This is a genomic window from candidate division KSB1 bacterium (assembly GCA_022566355.1).
GTDB lineage: Bacteria > Zhuqueibacterota > JdFR-76 > JdFR-76 > DREG01 > JADFJB01.
On record JADFJB010000011.1, the window covers coordinates 1 to 19346 of the forward strand.

The 19346-nt window shown below is 38.2% G+C and carries 12 protein-coding genes and 1 pseudogene; 9 read left to right on the forward strand and 4 right to left on the reverse strand.

What is annotated here, in order from left to right; genetic code table 11:
- The coding region (recB, locus tag IIC38_03535) for an exodeoxyribonuclease V subunit beta (GenBank protein ID MCH8125021.1) at positions 1 to 3526 on the reverse strand (3526 nt) is incomplete at its 3' end.
- Positions 3526 to 6780 (reverse strand): exodeoxyribonuclease V subunit gamma, encoded by a 3255-nt coding sequence (recC, locus tag IIC38_03540; protein ID MCH8125022.1) that lies wholly within the window; start codon positions 6778 to 6780, stop codon positions 3526 to 3528. The genes recC and recB, both read right to left, overlap by 1 nt.
- Positions 6781 to 7247: 467 nt before the next feature.
- Between recC and IIC38_03545 the strand changes: the two genes are divergently transcribed.
- The 8 genes and pseudogenes from IIC38_03545 to IIC38_03580 all read left to right on the forward strand — a co-directional run bounded on the left by IIC38_03545 (position 7248) and on the right by IIC38_03580 (position 16965).
- A complete protein-coding gene (locus tag IIC38_03545; protein ID MCH8125023.1) occupies positions 7248 to 8804 on the forward strand; it encodes a hypothetical protein in 1557 nt (518 codons plus the stop codon).
- 472 nt (positions 8805 to 9276) lie between these two features.
- Positions 9277 to 9564 (forward strand): FRG domain-containing protein, encoded by a 288-nt coding sequence (locus IIC38_03550; protein MCH8125024.1) that lies wholly within the window; start codon positions 9277 to 9279, stop codon positions 9562 to 9564.
- 672 nt (positions 9565 to 10236) lie between these two features.
- Positions 10237 to 11660: pseudogene (locus IIC38_03555) on the forward strand (amino acid permease).
- Between the two features lie 12 nt (positions 11661 to 11672).
- A complete protein-coding gene (locus IIC38_03560; GenBank protein MCH8125025.1) occupies positions 11673 to 13064 on the forward strand; it encodes a glutamine synthetase in 1392 nt (463 codons plus the stop codon).
- The gene (locus tag IIC38_03565) at positions 13031 to 13789 is read left to right on the forward strand and encodes a gamma-glutamyl-gamma-aminobutyrate hydrolase family protein (GenBank protein MCH8125026.1); all 759 of its coding nucleotides are present in this window, start codon (positions 13031 to 13033) and stop codon (positions 13787 to 13789) included. Before IIC38_03560 ends, IIC38_03565 begins: the two co-directional genes overlap by 34 nt.
- A gap of 83 nt (positions 13790 to 13872) precedes the next feature.
- Entirely contained in the window at positions 13873 to 14646 is a 774-nt protein-coding gene (locus tag IIC38_03570; protein MCH8125027.1) for a glucose 1-dehydrogenase, read from the forward strand.
- Positions 14647 to 14658: 12 nt separating this feature from the next.
- Positions 14659 to 16113 (forward strand): aldehyde dehydrogenase, encoded by a 1455-nt coding sequence (locus tag IIC38_03575; protein ID MCH8125028.1) that lies wholly within the window; start codon positions 14659 to 14661, stop codon positions 16111 to 16113.
- A 27-nt stretch (positions 16114 to 16140) separates the two neighbouring features.
- On the forward strand, positions 16141 to 16965 hold the full coding sequence (locus IIC38_03580) for an ion transporter (GenBank protein ID MCH8125029.1): 825 nt from the start codon (positions 16141 to 16143) through the stop codon (positions 16963 to 16965).
- A gap of 42 nt (positions 16966 to 17007) precedes the next feature.
- On the opposite strand, the gene IIC38_03585 is transcribed toward IIC38_03580, so the two are convergent.
- Both IIC38_03585 and IIC38_03590 read right to left on the reverse strand, forming a co-directional pair.
- The gene (locus IIC38_03585; protein ID MCH8125030.1) at positions 17008 to 17982 is read right to left on the reverse strand and encodes a hypothetical protein; all 975 of its coding nucleotides are present in this window, start codon (positions 17980 to 17982) and stop codon (positions 17008 to 17010) included.
- Positions 17983 to 18087: 105 nt separating this feature from the next.
- Complete coding sequence (locus IIC38_03590) at positions 18088 to 18411, reverse strand: copper-binding protein (protein MCH8125031.1); 324 nt, start codon at positions 18409 to 18411, stop codon at positions 18088 to 18090.
- 278 nt (positions 18412 to 18689) lie between these two features.
- Between IIC38_03590 and IIC38_03595 the strand changes: the two genes are divergently transcribed.
- On the forward strand, positions 18690 to 19334 hold the full coding sequence (locus IIC38_03595; protein MCH8125032.1) for a glycosyltransferase family 2 protein: 645 nt from the start codon (positions 18690 to 18692) through the stop codon (positions 19332 to 19334).
- The last annotated feature ends 12 nt before the right edge of the window (positions 19335 to 19346 follow it).

Below are 19346 nucleotides of genomic sequence, written 5' to 3' on the forward strand. Positions count from 1 at the left end.
ACTCCGTTTCCACTTCACGCAAAAAGATATAAAAAAGTCCGCCAAAATGTTGTTCATAATTATAATCATTTATGCGCAATTTTAAGTATTGATTGAGTGCAATGGCATATATATGATATTGCAGAATATATAAATTCGAAATCATCGATTCCATCATTGAAGCACGATTGTAATTTTCAATTGAGTTACCCAGGTAATTTGATTTCCAGTCGATGATATAATACTTACCATTTTCGTGAAATACTAAATCGATAAAACCTTTCATAAATCCCTCGATCGGGGCGAAGTTCATTTCTTCAATTCTATCTATGAATTTTGGTGAAGTTTCCGATTCCAAGGTTTTAGTAAATATTTCTTTTAAATTATTTGGCGAGGTACTTCTGAGGGGAAAATAAAATTCTAATTCATTTAAACGGTTTTTGTTTGGCAGTTGTGAAAGCGAAAATGAATTTTTGCCGGTTAATGGGTGCCCAAGCAATTTAGAAATCATGCTACTAACTGCATTTAACCATTCAATCTCAAAACCATAGGCATGTAGTTTAGAAAATACCATATCCTCAATTGCAGAAAAACCCAGGGTATAATCCAGGTTCTGGAAAATATCGTGAATAAAAGTCCCGGTTTTTGCTCCTCTTGGAAAATTGAGAAAAGAAGAATACTTATCCTCCGGACCTTTTTCCTCTTGGGATGCTTCAGGAAATTGAATAACTCCTATTGAATCATGATCCGGGTACTCAGCCGTATGATGAACTTGAGAAACCAGGGAAGAATAACTGGAGATTCCTTCCGAAATTTTAATTTTGGTTTTAAAATCTCGACAACTTAGTTCAATTTCTTCTGAAGTTGATTTTATGAGAGGACTCACAGCAGGATCAGGTAAACCGGTTAATTTGATCGTGCCTTTCGAATTGGGGATTAAATTATTTAACAAATCTGCTCGGTAACTTTGATCATCGATATTCTTTAAATGATCCTTTAAACTGCTCAAAATGTCTTCTGAATTCAATGTCTCAGGATTATGAAATAAGTAGGCCAGTGCGGAAGTCTTACCCTCACTAAAATTACCCCAGACAAGATAACAGCGATTTTTTGCACGAGTTAAAGAAACATAGAGCAATCGTAAATTTTCTGCCAATTCCTCTTTTCCCTTATAGATTTTATTCTGCTCAATCCGGTCAGAGCCAAGATCAAGGGTAAATAACCATTCACGGTTTTCATCATGGAATATTAGAGTGTCCGCATTTCTTACGTAAGAACCGGACCATGTAAAGGGACAGAAAACAATTGGATATTCCAGTCCTTTGCACATATGCATCGTTACCAATTTCACGGCGTTCTCATCGCTTTCCAATCGAAGTTGATGTTCTTCGATTGGCCCTATTTTAGAAGCTATTTGCTCGGAAAGCCATTTTAGAAGTCCTGTCATGCCGAGATTTAGATCGGAAGAAGTTTGATTCAGAATCTCAGCCAGGTGAAGTAAATTGGTAATTCTCCTTTCGCCATCGGGGTAAGACATCAGGCGTTTTTGCAGGTTTTCCTGCGTAAGGAGTTCTTTGAACATGCGAATAAAGCCATGTTCCAGCCACAATTTATGGTAAAGTAAAAACTTTTCAAACCATTCTTCCAGCCGGGTCTCATCGTCCTGCCACCCCAACAATTCCTCGCCTCGAATCCCAATGATATCTGTTGCCAGGGCAGCTTTGACCAATCTTTGTCTTTTCGGCTCAACCAAAGCTGTTAAGATTCTTTCCAGTTCTAGCGCCTCATTTGATTCAAACAAGTTTGCGGAGCTGTAAAGCACGCTATGGATATTCAGTTTTCTTAAAGTATCCTGCATGAGTTGTGCTTCGATGTTGGTTCGAACCAGCACGGCAATATCTTTTTCTTCCAAAGGATTGTTACCTATAAATGCTGTGCCTTGCTGACTTTGAGTGAGCAGGTTTACAATTTCTGATGCAACCGCATCCGATAATATTTTTCTCGCTTGCGGTTTGCTAATTGGCTTTCCGGAGTCGCTATATTTAGCCGCATCTAAAAACCACAATCGAAAAGGCGTATCCGTCTTATTCATGAACCTAAGTTGTTCTCTGTAGCCTGCTTCCGGGGAATCACATTTATGATAAGGAATGGCTTCATAAACAAATGGATTTTGAATTCTTGAAAACACCGTGTTAATCGAAGTGACTAATTCCGGCGTTGACCGGTAGTTTTTCGATAAGGTATAACTGTTGGGAATTTCCTTTTTTGCACGCAAATAAGCAAAAATATCTGCACCTCTGAAACCATAAATGGCCTGCTTTGGGTCACCAATAAGAAATAGGGCGGAGTCTTTGTGATCAAATATCTTTCTAAAAATTTCATACTGAACCGGGTCTGTATCCTGGAACTCATCGATCAGGGCAGCTTTAAATTTTGTTCTAATCGTAGAGGCGACTTCGTTGCCATTTTGATTTAAGGCTGCATGTAAATTCAAAAGTAAATCATCAAAAAAGAAAATGTTCTTTTCCAGTTTTCGTTTTTTCAGTTCCTTGCGCGCATAATCGAATAATTCGGTTTCAAGAGCAATCAATCGATTTTTGTAATTTGCCTCAAGCCTTTGAAAATTTTGATGGTGGTTTTCACATACATCGAAAAATGGCAGGGCAGGGGATGAATAACCTTTCTTCATCCCTTTTGCCAGGGTTGAAGTCGTAAATTTTTCAAAACCCCTGGATAGAACCGGAGCAGCATTTTCAGAGGTTGTGTAAACATCCATCGCTTTGAGCCAGAATGGAATATTGTCTTTTCGATAACGATTACGATTTAATCGATTGTCATCATCAAAGATTTTCTTAACTATTTCTTTAGATGTTGGCCAAAGCTGTTTAACTCCTCGAAAAGATTCTTCAAAACGAATTTCTAGTTCTTTCGAGTCGGCCACAGATACTTCCGGAATAATTTGAAGAAAGTGGAGCCCGATTTTATCAATCACAAGTTCCAGAAGAGAGTTCGGGTTCATCTTTTCAAAAGCATATCCAACAAATAATCCGGATTCACCATACATCTGTTTTCGCCAAAAATCTTCAACAACCTGCCGAAGTATTTCTGTTTGTTCCGTGACCAATTCGGTATCGAACAAACCCTTACTTTCAAAGGCTTGTTCTCGCAGTATTTTGTTGCAGAACCCATGAATGGTAAAAATTGCAGCCTCATCAAAATCCCGGATTGCAACGTTTATTTTTTTTATTGCATTTTCAGATGGATTGTTTTTGATCAAATTCACAAGAAGCGGATCATTGCTGCTTTTAATTGATAGTGCTTCTTTGGTCTCTCGAAGTTTGTTGCGAATCCGTTCCTTCAATTCATTTGTCGCCGCTTCGGTAAAAGTGACTACCAGGATTTGGTCGACAGTAAGTCCGGTCTCGATAAGCAGCCGGATAAAGATTCCAGTGATCGTAAACGTTTTACCCGTACCGGCGCTGGCTTCAATCAGGTTCATGCCTCCGAGAGGACTATTGAGAAGATCAAACTCTTTTGCAGTTTGCACTATAACAATTCCTCACGATTGTCAATTAGCGGTTCATATACTACCTGGGAAAGCTTTTCAAAATCACCCGATAATGGATCTTCATTATTGCGAAAACAAAGTTGAAAATAGACATCTTCAATTTCCCCTCGTTGGCGGTCAGTTCCGAACCATGTTTTTTGGGCATTTTCCAAAGCTGTTTCAACCGTTTTTTGTTCTTCTTTAATTAAGCGAAAATAGGTATAAGACGAATCCGGAAAAAACCGAATGGGGTAGGAGAGACCTTCCCAATAGATATCTAACAGGTTGCTGAGAATATCAAAGCTGTTTTGTAGCGGTTGAAAAACCCATCCAACCCATTGTCCGTCCGTTGCATTATTAACACCGGCAAGAAAACTATGAGCAGGATAATTACCGGAACTGTAACAGTTCAAAACCAGGTGGTTTAACCATGCATTAAGATGATCTTTGGCTTTTACACGGGCATATCGAAAAAGTACATTTCCATTTTCATGAACGTGATCTAATCTTCCTGTTACATGGAACTCATTTATATTTAGATCAACTTGAACAGGGTCCAGGGGTGCGAGTTGGAAAATTTCTTCTGTCTTACTAACAAAATGCCGAACTTTGTTATTCAATCGATCGAAATCATAATCACCTACAGCGCCTATAGGGAGCATACCGGTTGATGATGTGACTTTTTTGATTTGCCGGGTTTCATCATATTTTGAGGAACTCTTCACAAGTGATTGCGAGACGGCATAACGATCGAGTCCGGCTAACGCAAATGTCTCCTTTTCCTCAATTGTAACCTGATTTTCTCTGAGGTACAGATTTAACCGCTTGTTTAGTAAAAAGCGGGTTGGGTTTCTAAAAAACCGGTACAGGTCTTGTAACCTTAGTTCTTTAAATTTTTTGTCAGGTTCGGGAAGCTTTTCTGAAATGAAAATTGGCTGCTCTTTTTGAGAATCGAGCAGGCTTTTAGCGATCTCTAAATTGTCACCGGAATAACTGAACAGATCATTATACCTTTTGAAGTATTCAGGACTAAACGCTTGCAGCCTGTGGTTTGTTTTGATTTGATCAATAATTCTGCAATTTTCTATTTCGAAATTTGAATGGATATAATCCAGCAACTCACTAACCAGAACCGAAGGTGGAATAGCGGAATTATCTTTTATGCTTTGGCCGATATGACTAATGTATAATTTATCCCTGGCAGAAAGGATGGCTTCAAGAAATAAGTAGCGGTCGTCATTGCGGCGGGACCGGTCGCCCTTTTGCGGTGATTTAGCGAGTAGGTCAAAACCCAATTGTCTGTTTTGGCGGGGATATGCATCACTATTCATACCAATCAAACAAATTACCCTTGCCGGAATACTTCGCATAGGCAGCAAGGAGCAAAATGTAACACCACCGGTCATAAATCCATAACCAAATCCTTCATTGTTGAGCCTGGTTTTTAAATGATGGACTATTACCTCAAGCTCAATTTTATCTTCAAACTTCGAAAGATCTTGATATTCTTCAAATTCTCCGATTAATCGTCGAATAATGTGAATATCCAGCACAGTCTCATCATTGGTAGCAAAAAATAATTCGAGCACCTCGTTTAACATTTGATACCAATCCGCTAAGGTTCGTTTTATTTTGAGAGAATCAACCGTCTCAAATAATTGCTCTATAAATTCCAGAAAATTTCCTAAAACAACTGCCTGGCTGCCTTCGACATCGTCAAAGGGTAAAAGTTCATTTTCGTAGAAATTGCGTTCCTGTCCGGGTAACGCGTATCCAAGTAGCAGCCTATTCAAACCCGCCTGCCAACTGTTTTGATTGAATTCCGGTAATCCAAGATCTCTACGATTTTCTGTATTCCGCCCCCATCGAATTCGTGTTTCTTTAATCCATGATTGCACCAATGACAGGTCGTTATCGGAAATATTAAATTTTTGCCGAACCGCTGGATATTCCAAAATTGCAAAAATTTGTGGAGCATTAAAACGGCTGCCAGGCAGATCCAGGATTGCGAAGAAGGTGTTAACAATGGAGTTTTCTGTGCTCAAACTCCGATCCGTAATGCTGAAAGGAAACCGTCTTGGATCGTTAAAGGGCAGTTCAAAAACGCTTTGAATGAAGGGAGTATAAGGTTCAATATCCGGAGCCATGACTAAAATATCACCCGGTTTAAGTGATGGATTTTCCTCGAATAGCTCCAACAATTGATTCTGGAGAATTTCCATCTCGCGCCTGGGACTATGGCAGGAATGAATTTGAATCGTTTGATCCGAAAGATCAATTTTCCTTTTACGCTCCCTGGTTAAACTGCGATCTTGTAATCGTAAAATATCGGATTGAATACTTGACAAAAGTGTATCGTTTCCCGGATCCTGGTAATTGGAAAATTCTTCAGTGTCCCATTCTTCGATGAGGTCGAAGAAATCGCGGCCCAGTTTACCCATTGACGCCAGGATAGTATTGCCTTTTTCTATATGGAACAGATCGAGTGTACCGGGTATTTTTTTTCTTTCGATGATTTTGATTTCGGCATCGGATAGGATATCACCCCAGTATTCCCGGCATGGGTTCATGAGAAATAAATTGACTTCTGAAATTTTTGCAAGAGCAGAAAATATCTGAATGTGAAATTTCGGCAAAGCAGAAATTCCGAACACCGCGATTCTTTCGGGAATGCTTTCGGATTTTACTTTTGTCTTTTCCAATGTTTTGATTAAATCCCTGCCAAGGGTTGCCCTGTGTTTGCTATTTGATCCCTTAACCATTTCGCGCCATAATTCGGCTTGCCAATGGTTTTCTTTTCCGGCTTCCCAATCAAATATCATTTCGGGGCGGAATAGAATGTATTGATCAAAAAGATCAGCAATTCTTTCAGATAACTGTATCTTCTTGATTTCAGATCTGGGTTCTGAAAGGTATTGCCTGAGAGCATTAAATTGGGATTGTTGGATACAGAATGGCAACAGTTTCATGATTCTCCAAACCATGATTTCGCGATCGAAGCTCGATCTTACCGGAAGGTCAGGAAAAATGGATTGAAAAATTTCGTAAATAAACTTGTTGGGAAAGGGAAATTGAATATTTGAGCAGATGCCCATTTTCCTGGCCAATTCCATGGAAATCCAGCGTTCCATCCCTTTGCTTTGCACGACAATGATTTCCGAATCGAATGGTGAAGATAAAGGATGAATTAATGTCTCTGCTAAAGCCTCTGACAGGTTTTCCAAACGATTACTGGTAAAGAGTTTGAGTGACATTAGGACTTTTGAAAATTTGATTGAATTTAATTAGAGTACTTTAGAGAACATCCTGATAAAAGATATCTTTGCTGAGGTTAACCACCACACATATAGGTTAAAAATAATATTTGAATTTTACAACAGGTAATAGAAAAAGAACGAATCTATTAAAAACTTAGAGTGGTATGCCAACGGTATAGATCCCCAACCCTTTTTTCTCCAGGTTGCGGATACGCTGGTAGCTTAACCACATTATATTGTATTCACTAAAAGGTTGCCGACTTTTTACGAGTTCGTCTATGTTAGGCTAGTAAAAAAGCAACTGTTAATAGAACTTCTCGATTTATATTATGTTAAAGTGTTCTGTATTGGAGATGTGTTGACACATAGACACCTTAAGGTTATTCATTTTTGATTATCAAGTTGTTTCACTTGTCTTTTTAGAAAATTGTCAATACTACTCGAAAATAGTTCAGTTAAAGAATATGAAAAAGATTATTATTTTTATAGTTACGTTTATTTGCATTCATAGTCATTCTAACTTATATGCTCAGGGGAACGGATTTGGGTTGAGCTACAAGATCATAGTCAAGCATAATATTGTTCCATCAAATTCTTTTCGAGATATTGTGGTTTCAGACTTTACTGTTTATGCTGACCAATGGCTCAGTCATGTATCAGATGGTTTTTCAATAGAAGGACAGGTTGTTTTCAGAATTCCATTTTTTTTGAAACCTTATTTTGGATTTAATTATGATTCTTATAATGAAAAGAACGAGAATCCAGAGTTGTGGAAACATATATACTTGTTAGACTTTGATTTCCCATTCGAACAAATGCAATCTGCAACAAATTACAAAACACAGACATTCAAATTCGGTATGATGCATGAGCTTGACTATTTAAACCTTCCCATAGTCCCCTTCGTTTTTGGCGAATTAGGGCACCAAAAATTCAGGGCGGGTACTTACCTAAAAGGTATTTTGTCTAATCCTGAGTTAGGTGAAATAGTAAACTTTTGGGGACGTTCAAGACTTGAAACAAAAGCTTCAATCGAGAAAAGCATCGGTGTTGGATTCAATATTCCTGTTGGACAATTCGTTTTAACACCAATGTTTAAACATATTTCAGCTAAAATGAAGGTTGCAAATCGAAATTTACAGAACACTTATGCGCAACCTCCTTATGGATCGGTTGCTACTGTTAAAGGAGATCTTACTATCCCCGAAGGACATAAGATCAACCTTAGTCATAGTGAGATCGGAATTGGCTTGCAATATAACTTCGATAAGCGCGAGACTGAATCGCCTGTATCAAATAATAAAAGAAAAGATACATTTGGAGTCAGGTTAGAACTCAGTTTTGGACACAGTTTCACAGCTTTTGGCGAGTTTGATGAGAATAGAGCTTTTGGAGATAAATGGCTACAAAATGTCACAGGCGGTTTGGGGATTGAAGGTCGCATATTGCTCAATACTCGATTTAGATTGTACCCATATATCGGATATCATTTAAGTCAATTTCACGATAATATTGAAACACCTTTTCTTTTCGTGAAACAAGTCTACTTATATTTCCCATACCCAACTTCTGATTTTACAAATGTTACTACGAATTACAAAACATCTGGTTTTTCTTTTGGTTTCATGTATGACCTAATGCGAACTGCAAGAGGTTTCAAACCCTTTTTGATTGTTGAATTGAAAAGGCAATCATTTTTAGCACAGACGAATTTCAGAGCAAGATTTATATTTCAAAATGAAGATGTTGTAGCTTCAGGATCATCTACAATGCGATCGAAATCAGGATATGGAATAGGTTTTGGTGGCGGGTTCAGTATTCCTGTTGGTAGAATTGAATTTGCACCTTCCTTTAAATATAATTCAGTAAATGCTACATTATCAAAACAGAGTTCTAGTTATTCTTTGCAACCTCCATTAAACTCAAGTGTGAAGCAAGATGCTCTTGGCACCGATAATAACATAATTCAAATGAGATATTTTGAGTTTAAAATAGGTTTACGGTACAATCTAATACAATAGTATTTACAATTCGTAATGTTTTGGACAATTAAGTTGTTATTTCCTATATGCCAAATAATGCTATAAAATTTTGCAAAAGTATGATTTAGGGATTTGTAAGAATTCACCATGTTTATGGGACCAAAAATTATGGCAGTGGATAATGGCATTGCTCGATAAATTTGTTGGCTATCGAGACTGTGGAATAAAGAAAAATGAAAAATGCCTAATAAACAAATCGAGTTGGACGCAACGGACAGGGTCGTGATTTTGAGTCAGTACCCGCGCAAAGTTATGAGAAGAATTGAAACGCAGTAATAACGTAAATTTGCGCAAATCATTTTAACAGTTATAAAAGAACATACCCCTGAGTCAGGCTCAGGCCCAGCCTCTCAAGAGAGATTTACGGCGAAAAAAGGGTTGACTTTTTCTGTATGGGTTTGTTAAATTAGGATACAAGGAGGGCTATTGTGGAATATTTTGAGGATAGTTGATGGCTTCTTGGAACATCATACTTGACGAGTTGCAGCAGTTCTTGAATGACCTCAATATTTCGGATCCGTTTTTTCGTGGACACACGGACGCATCATGGAAACTCAAGCCACGACTAGCGAGGAAACTAAAGTCGAACGAATCTGCCCGTGGGATTAAAACGAAGGAATCACGCTTGTTCGGCAAGTTCATGACCAGAGGAGCAGCGGATATCCCACCCAGCGCAGATTCATGGGACATTCTCGTTTTGATGCAGCATTATGGCGTCCCGACGCGCTTGTTAGATTGATCTCAGTCGTTTGGTGTTGCACTCTACTTTGCGCTTCTAGATACTGAATCCGATTGTGCTGTCTGGATCCTCGATCCTTCCTGCCATAACTTATTAGGTGGAAAATCAGATTTGCTTCGTCTCAACCGTGATTTCGTCGAAGGCTACGAGCAACTCTTCATCCAGCGAGCCGAGAAGTTTGATTACTCCTCAGCGGCATTCGCGGTGTATACACAGACGGTTCGATCGGCGTATGCAAGCGCAATAAGCAATGTTCACATTACACTTTGATATGAGCTCCCCCCTTGAGGACATCGCGCAAAATTGTGTACGAAAGTTAACCATCCCTGTCAATCTTCATGAGGAGGCACGGCGCTTTTTGCAAGACGCTGGTCTAGATTACCATGTGATTTTTCCTGATCTTCAAGGCTTGGGGCGACAGCTTATGATTGAAGAATATGAATAATTGGTTTTCTTGTGTGGCGAAAAAATGTTGTGGATTTTCTCTCCGTATCTCCGCGAAGGCAGGGATATTCATTAACTTCAATCAAAAGGAAAACCTTGCTTTTAATCAATCAAATAAATTGATTTTTTATTTAGAGCCTTTTAATTTATTCTTATTTTAGTTGAGCCTACCATTCTAGCTGGAAGTTATCTATGAGTGCAGAAAAGCCAAAAAGAAAAACCGAATCAATACAGCGTGTAGGCAGCGTTGAATATGAACACGTTGGATCGGATTATCTGGAGAAACGCTCATTATCAAAAATAGCCGGGTGGGTTTTGTTGTGGGGATTAGGAGTCGGAGCCGTTATAACAGGCAATTATTTTGGTTGGAATTTTGGTTTATCTGCCGGTGGTTTTTGGGGGGTGGCGATCACAACAATTTTCATGGCAATCATGTACACGGCAATGATGTATTCGTTGACCGAACTCTCTACAGCGTTACCTTATGCCGGAGGCCCTTATTCATATTGCCCGGCAAGCTTTTGGTCCCTGGGGTGGATATTTAACAGGACTTGCAGTAGTCATTATGTGTAATCACACCCGCGGTTATTGTCGCCGGAATTAGTGGGTATTTGAACTTTGTTTTTCCCAATGTCCCGTTACCGGTTTGGTGGATTTTTTCATATGCGATTTTTGTAGAAATTAATATTGGGGCAATTGAGTTGACACTCAAAGTTTCGCTAGTCTTAGCTTGCATTGCATCAATTATTGGAGGTGCAATTTATTCCGGTTCCTGGTCATTCGAACGACTATTTAATATCGAACCTACCACCGGCAATTCAGTCAATTTGCCTTTTGGCTGGGAAGGCATTTTTGCAGCTATCCCTTTTGCCATTTGGTTTTACCTGGCTATAGAAGAATTACCGCTAGCAGCAGAAGAAACTGAAAATATTGCCAAAGATATGCCAAAAGCAATGTTTGTATGGCATATTTACTCTGTTGATCCTCTCCGTACTTACATTAACCATCAACGCCGGAGTGGGTGAGGGAGCAGCAAAAATCAGATCCTCAAACGCTCCGCTGGCGGATGGTTTTGAATCGATATTTGGACTTTGTGCTACATCAATCACATTGTCACTCATAGGATTAACCGGATTAGTTGCTAGTTTTCATTCGATTATCTACGCTTATGGTAGACAAATATTAGTCTTTCCAGGGCTGGTTATTTTTCCAGGGTATGGTCTTTGACTTTGAAAAAAAATAAGACTCCTTTCGTTGCATTGATTGGAGGAGCCATCGTATGTTTAGCCGGATCGATCTGGATCGGGTATTGTAGGTGCAGCTCTTTTAAATATGACTGTATTGGGTGCCGCAATATCTTATGTGCTTATGATGGCAAGTTGTATTATTATCAAAATAAGAATGCCGGAACTAGAAAGACTTTATTCGAGTCCTGGTGGGAGTTTGTTTGCGGGTTTAGCAGGTTTTTTAACACTGGTTGCAATTGTTGCTTGTTTTTTAAATGAAGAGTATCGACCTGGAGTTTATGGAATTATCGTCTGGTATTCAGTCGGCATTTATATTTTTGGATTCATGGCCGCCATTGCTTGGTTGCAGAATCTCCTGAAGAAGAATTCGCTTTACTCAAAGAATGTGAAAAAGAATTGATTTAAAGGTTAATTTGTATGGCAAAAGAAAACATTTCCGGAATGCTTGAAATAGCCACATTAAAACATGAAGTAGAGAATGGCAATATAGACACAATTCTTACTGTATTTCCGGATATGTATGGCAGGTTGGTCGGGAAACGGATTACGAGCCATTTCTTCCTGGATCATGTATCGGGGCAGGGTATGCATGCATGCGATTATTTACTTGCATGTGACATGGAGATGGACCCGGTTCCCGGTTACAAATTCTCAAGCTGGGAAACCGGTTATGGTGATTTTTCTGTCGTTCCAGACATGGCTACGCTGAGGCGAGCCTCCTGGTTACCTAAAGCAGCAATGGTCATGTGTGATCTTTATTCTGCAGATGGTGAGAAAGTTGTTGAAATAGCGCCACGTCGGATCCTACAGAAACAAATTGATCGTGCCCGTTCAATGGGCTTTGAACCAATGGCTGGCTCTGAGCTTGAATTTTTTATTTTTAAAGAGACTCTGGATAGCGCTAAAGAAAAAAATTATCTAAAATTACAAACATTTGGCTGGTACATTGAGGATTATCATATCCTCCAGGGAACCAAAGAAGAAGATCTTGTTGGCCGCATTCGAAATTGCATGGATGAGAGTGGAGTGCCAGTGGAATTTAGCAAAGGAGAGTGGGGACCCGGACAACACGAAATCAATTTGAAATATAGTGATTTTATGGAAATGGCCGACAGGCATTCCATCTACAAACATGCTGCTAAAGAAATTGCATTTCAAAAAGAACTATCCATTACCTTTATGGCTAAATGGGATGAAAAACTTGCCGGTTCAAGCATGCACTTACATGTTAGTCTTTGGGATGAGTTGAAAAAGGAGAATCAGTTTAAAGGAACACATAAAATCGGACCTGTAAAAGGATCAGATGTATTTCGATGGTTTCTGGGCGGTTGGATGTACCATGCACAGGAAATTGCAATTTTCTATGCACCCAATGTGAATTCATACAAAAGATACCAGGCCGGTTCGTTTGCTCCTACGAAGATTGCCTGGAGTTACGATAATCGAACGGCAGGATTTCGAATTGTTGGAAAAGAAAATACATTACGGATTGAGTGCCGGATTCCCGGCGCAGATGCAAATCCTTACCTGGCTTTTGCAGCTACTTTAGCAGCAGGATTAGATGGCATTGATAACAAAATTGAGCCGCCTGATGTTTTTACCGGTAATGTCTATCTGGCCAAAGATTTGCCGGAAGTACCGAACAACTTGCGGGATGCCATTAAAATACTGGAAAAAAGCAAATTCGCACATAAAGCATTTGGTAATGAAGTCGTAGATCATTATCTGCACTTCTTTTCAATTGAGCAAAGTAAATTTGATCAAGTTGTAACAAACTGGGAGCGAGAAAGATTTTTCGAAAGAATATAGAAAAACCAAAAGACGAAGAACCTACTAAAAAACCAATCATTGGAATTGTTAGCTATGGGCGGGATGCCAAGGAAGAATTCCATTTGCCGAGGGAATATGTGGATGCGGTTAGAAATGCCGGGGGAGTGCCAATTATTTTACCAGTAGGTGGGGCTGACCTTAGAGAACTTATTCATTTTATTGATGGAATAATATTTTCGGGTGGCGGTGATATAGATCCCAATTGGTACGGTGGAGATTCTCATTCCACAAATTATAATATTGATCCAGAACGAGATCGGTTTGAATTGGCACTGATGAATATTGTCCTGAAGTCTAAATTACCAACTTTATGTATATGCCGAGGAACTCAAATCCTTAATATTGTCCTGGGTGGTAATTTAATTCCACATATACCGGACGTTTTTGGGGAAACAGTCTTCCACAGAACTCCAGATAGAAAACCAGTTGATCATATGATAAAAATACGGCCAAAATCTTTTTTGGCAATTATAATGAATAAAAAAGTCAGGAATGTTAAATCCTGGCACCATCAATCGCTGGATAAATTAGGTAAGGGATTGAATGCTGTTGCATGGTCGGATGATGGTGTTGTTGAAGCAGTTGAATTGAAAAAAAATGAATTATTGCTTGCTGTTCAATGGCATCCGGAACTAAATGCTGCTGAAAATCCTTTAGAAAATCATTTATTTTTAGATTTAGTAAAAAAAGCAAAAAAAAGTTAACTACATTCCATTTTAAAACTAGAAATATGTTTTGAAGCAATGTTTTTCTTTTTGATAATCAATACGGTAAGAAGGTTATTTAAATGAGATTAAAAGATAAAGTAGCATTAATTACCGGGGCTGGAAGTGGCATTGGACGGGAATCTGCGCTCCTTTTTACCAGGGAAGGAGCCAAGGTTGTCGTTGTTGATATCAACGACAGAGCGGGGAATGAAACCGTCGAACTCATTCATAAACAAAATGGCCAGGCTATTTTTGTTCATGCTGATGTGTCAAATGAATCTGATTCTGCCAAAATGATCAAAATAGCTGAAGAAGAATTCGGCAAACTGAATGTGTTATTCAACAATGCCGGTATTATGCATATTGATGATGGAAATGCTGTTGAAACCACACCGGAGGTGTGGAACCAAACCATAGAAATAAATTTAAAAGGAGTATTTTTAGGTTGCAAAAACGGAATTCCTGCGCTGCAGAGGGCTGGCGGTGGATCGATCATCAATACCGGGTCATTTGTCGCTTTAATGGGCGCTGCAACACCTCAAATCGCTTATACAGCAAGTAAAGGCGGCGTATTGGCAATGACTCGCGAATTAGCTATTATCCACGCTCGAGAAGGGATTCGGGTAAATTCTCTCTGTCCTGGTCCATTGCGAACAGAATTATTGATGAATTTTCTCGATACAGAAGAAAAAAAACAACGCAGGTTAGTGCATATTCCAATGGGACGATTTGGGGAAAGCAAAGAAATTGCCTATAGTGCACTTTTTCTTGCTTCCGATGAATCTTCATACATTACAGGGACAGAATTTATTGTTGACGGTGGAATTACAGCAGCATACGTAACACCCAATTAGGAGAGGATACAAATGGAAAAATTGGAGTTTTACGGTTTATCGATCGATGGGAAACGTATTCCTAGTTCAGATGAAAAAGATATAAAGTTATGTGATCCTGCAAATGGTAAAGAATATGCTCGCGTTGCACAAGCAACTGTCGGAGATGTGGAAAAAACCGTTCGCATTGCTTATTCGCGATTCGTAAAAGGTCCTTGGAAATCAATGGACTCACGAAGTCGAGGGCAATTGTTACAACGGATTGCAAATTTAATTCGAGATAAATCAGAATACCTGGCTCAACTTGAATCGAAAAATGTAGGTAAACCAATAAACGCAGCCAGGTGGGAAATTCAAGCTGCTGCGAACACATTTGAATATTATGCCGGAGCAATCAACAAAGTCCATGGACAGACCATTCCCGTTGCGGCTGATGGAACATTATTAACGTTCCGTGAACCTTTGGGGGTTTGTGCTTTAATAACGCCCTGGAACTTTCCATTATTAATTGCAAGCTGGAAAGTTGCTCCCGCAATTGCAATGGGAAATACGGTTATTATCAAACCCGCAACAGCCACACCTCTAAGTACCTTAGCATTGGCTGATTTAGCATTGGAAGCTGGAATCCCGAGTGGTGTGATCAATGTTCTGCCCGGATCGGGGAAGGTTGTTGGCTCTGCTCTAGTTTTAAATCCATATGTAAGAAAAATATCTTTTACAGGATCTACCGAAATCGGTGGTAATATTATGAAAATGGCCGGGCATGACATAAAACGAATATCCCTGGAGTTGGGAGGAAAATCTGCAAATATTGTATTTGCTGATACAAACCTAGATGATTGTATTGAATCCTCTATTTTTTCAGTTTATGACAATGCAGGTCAGGACTGTTGTTCACGAAGCCGAATTTTGGTAGAAAAACCAATTTTTGATAATTTTGTTGAAAGGTTTGTACAAAGGGCTGAGAGTCTTAAGATAGGGTTACCGCAAGATGAGAATACTGAAATGGGACCATTGATAACACCGGAACATCGTGATTCGGTATGCAAATATTTGGAAATAGGGGAGCAGGAAGGAGCTAAAAAAGCAGCCGGAGGCAAAATTCCAAAAACAGCTGAACTTTCCAATGGTAATTTCCTGACACCTGCGGTTTTTGTTGATGTAGACACCAATATGAGAATTTTTCAGGAAGAAATCTTTGGACCAGTTGTTACGATCATGCCTTTTGAGGATGAAGAACAAGCTGTTGAATTCGCTAATGATAGCAAATATGGATTGTCCGGGTCAGTATGGACCCGGGATATTGGCAGAGCGTTACGAGTTGTTCGAGCATTTGAAACAGGGATGATCTCGGTAAATAGCAGCAGTAGTGTTCATATTGAAGCACCGTTTGGAGGTATGAAGCAAAGTGGAGTAGGAAGAGAGCAGGGGATGGTTGCTTTGGATCATTACAGTGAATATAAATCCGTATTTATCGCATCGAAATAGTAGTACAATTGCCCAGGTATTTTATTTATGAAAATTGAAAAAAATGAATCGAGTAAATGGCAGTCTAAGCTTTTTGTGGTTATCTTCGAATCGGATACTTTTTGGGGAAAGTTTTTTGATATTATACTTATAATTCTAATCTCTTTCAGCGTTTTGGTGGTTATGCTGGAAAGTGTAGAATCCTTTCGTTTAGAGAATGGTGTCCTTTTACGAGATTTAGAATGGTTGTTTACTATTCTCTTCACCATGGAATATTTGTTGCGGCTTATAAGTGTGAAAAAAAACCTCTCATATGTCTGGAGTTTTTTCGGGGTAATTGACTTATTAGCTATTGCCCCTACTTACCTAAGTGTTTTAATTCCAGGAGCACAGTTTTTATTGGTTATTCGTGTTTTGCGGCTCTTACGAGTTTTTCGGATTCTGAAACTCGTTAAGTTCATTTCGCAAGCAAATATGTTGATGCAAGCCTTACGGGCCAGCCGTTTCAAAATCTCGATCTTTATATTTTCTATTCTCACATTAGTAATTGTCATTGGCTCTCTTATGTATGTCATTGAAGGACCTGAGCATGGTTTCTCCAGTATTCCTCGTGGTATTTATTGGGCAATAGTTACTTTAACAACTGTAGGGTATGGTGATATATCACCTCAAACCAATATAGGGCAGGTTCTTGCCTCGATTGTGATGATTATTGGTTTTGCTATCATTGCAGTTCCGACAGGAATTCTCACGGTGGAATTATCTCAAGTTCAAAGACAAATGAGTTCAAACAGAACCTGTGGTTCGTGTAATAATCCCGGCCATGACTTGGATTCGGCATTCTGTAAATATTGTGGGGAAAAATTGGAGTGATTCAAAATAAATAACAATGCTGTGTTTTGACAAGTTCAGGTGCTATTTTTTATCTTTTTCTTCATCCTTTTGAAGTTCCTTTTCCTGTTGAACTTCCTTAATTTTAATTTCGATTGCCACCCGAATTGAGTCTGAGCTGAAAAGTGGTCTGTAACCCATTGTTTCTAATTTCTTTAAATGTTCTAATGATCTCAATACATTCTCGATTCTTAACTCTTTTATCCTTTCCCAATGCGTATTTTTAAATTCTGCTAATTCTTGTAATTGAGATTCTTTTACCTTCAAGTCTTTTCGCATCTCTTCAGCCATATTTTCACGCCAAACTAGCATTTGTCGTTTTTCTAAATTTTGAATTTTTTTATATAGTTGTCTTGACTCAATTTTGAATATTACCTGCTTAATCTCAGTATCAATAATTAGTTTGATTCCATCTTCGCTTAAAAACCGAAAATGCTTATTTAAATCATGCGGCTCTAACTTTATTCGCATTTCTCTTTGAATTTTATCATTCATTTCGAATACATCTTTTAATCTTTCCCCTAATCTTACATACCGCTCCGGATCAATAATTTTTCTAGGCAGGCGGCGGGAAACCACAATAGCTTCTATATCAATTTCTTGCATTTCTTCAGGCGAAACAACAGGAGGTGGTGCTTGGATTGAATCAGGTAGTAAATTAACTTCAAATTTCGGCTTTAAGAATGCCACAGATATTACGGATTGAGCTTGTTCCGGGGTTAACGTTGCATTTTGGTTCCTTAAATTAAGTATATTGGCTGCGATTTGTTCAACATCGTCCGGATCGATTTCTTGCGCTTCAACTTTCTTAGCAAATTGGTCAAATAGCCTGCTTATAGCTTCACCGCCTTCCGGTACAAGCTCTTTAAATTTCTCGCCGAGCATTGACATAGATAAATTAAGAACATCGGGATTTTTCTTAATAAGGTAGTAATCTGCAGTTATTAATAATGCAAGTACGACACCGGTAATGATTACATACTTAATGGATTTTAACATTTTCACCAAGACAATTTAGTTATAGCAGTTATCGTATTAGACGAATAGAGCCAGGGTTTGGTTGTTAACAATTATTATTCTGACTTGTTTTTTCTATTCTAAATTTTAATTAACCTTTTCTATCTTTGTAACAATAAATTTACTCTCCGTCACCTCAAGAGTAAAAATTATTTTATCGTCTTTTTGAAATCCCTCTAATATTGTAGTGTCTGCAATTGAGAAGGGCATTGTCATTGCTGCCATTAGCCCTGTTATTTCTTTGTGATTTATTGTGATATAGCTATTTTCCTGATCCATAGATACAATAACACCGATTGCTTCATAGGTTTTTGGATCTTCCACGACTGCTTCTTTTTTAGCGCAACTTAAATAAATCGGTCCTATGATTAATATCAAAATAAGCTTCGAACTATACGCAAAGTACTTCATTAAATGAACTCCATTAGTTAAATAATTTCATTTTTCTGAAAAAATAAGTGAATGAAACTTAAAAGTAAAGATAATGTTCATAAACAAGTTAAGCAAATTTAAACAAAACATTAACTAATTTTCAAGATATTATATGCCTTATTAATATTGATTTTAGAACGAATATGTATTAAATTTTGTCTTCATTTTTTAGTTTAAAAAGGATCAATCGAATTCATTCGATAGCAACCAAAATTCATAAGGAAGCTTCGTTCATTGTCATTTTGCCAGCTTATAATGTGGCTAAGTTTTTACGAAAGACACTTATCGATTTGAGGAAGGTAAGTACTGTCAATAGTAATGTTGTAGTTGTTGATGATGGATCGACTGATGGAACAATTGAGGATATAGAAGGATTTAATTTAATTCTTCTAAAACACAAAAAAAATACCGGTAAGGGTTCAGCTCTAAAAACAGGATTCCGATATGCAATTGAGCATGGGTTTTCTCATGCGATTGTGCTTGATGCGGACTATCAACATGATCCAAATCAGATATCTTTCTTTTTAGATGCAGTAAAAAATGGAAATTATGACCTTGTTATCGGTACAAGGGAGTTGACTTTAAGGTCTTTCCCAATTGATCGTTACTTTAGTAATAAGTTGTCAAGTTTGATTTTATCTTTAATTTGTAATTACCGAGTTAAGGATTCCCAATGTGGCTTTAGGCTAATTAATCTAAACATGCTGAAAAAACTAAATTTATATAGTGATCATTATGAATTGGAAAGTGAGCTGCTTATAAAATTTGCGAAATCGAACGCTACGATAGTTCAAATTCCGATTTCAACAAGATTATCAAATGGTATTAGCCATATTCGACGCAGCTTAGATACTATAAGATTTTTTATAATGCTTTGTAGGACAATAAGTTATGGCAGTTAATGAATTAACTTT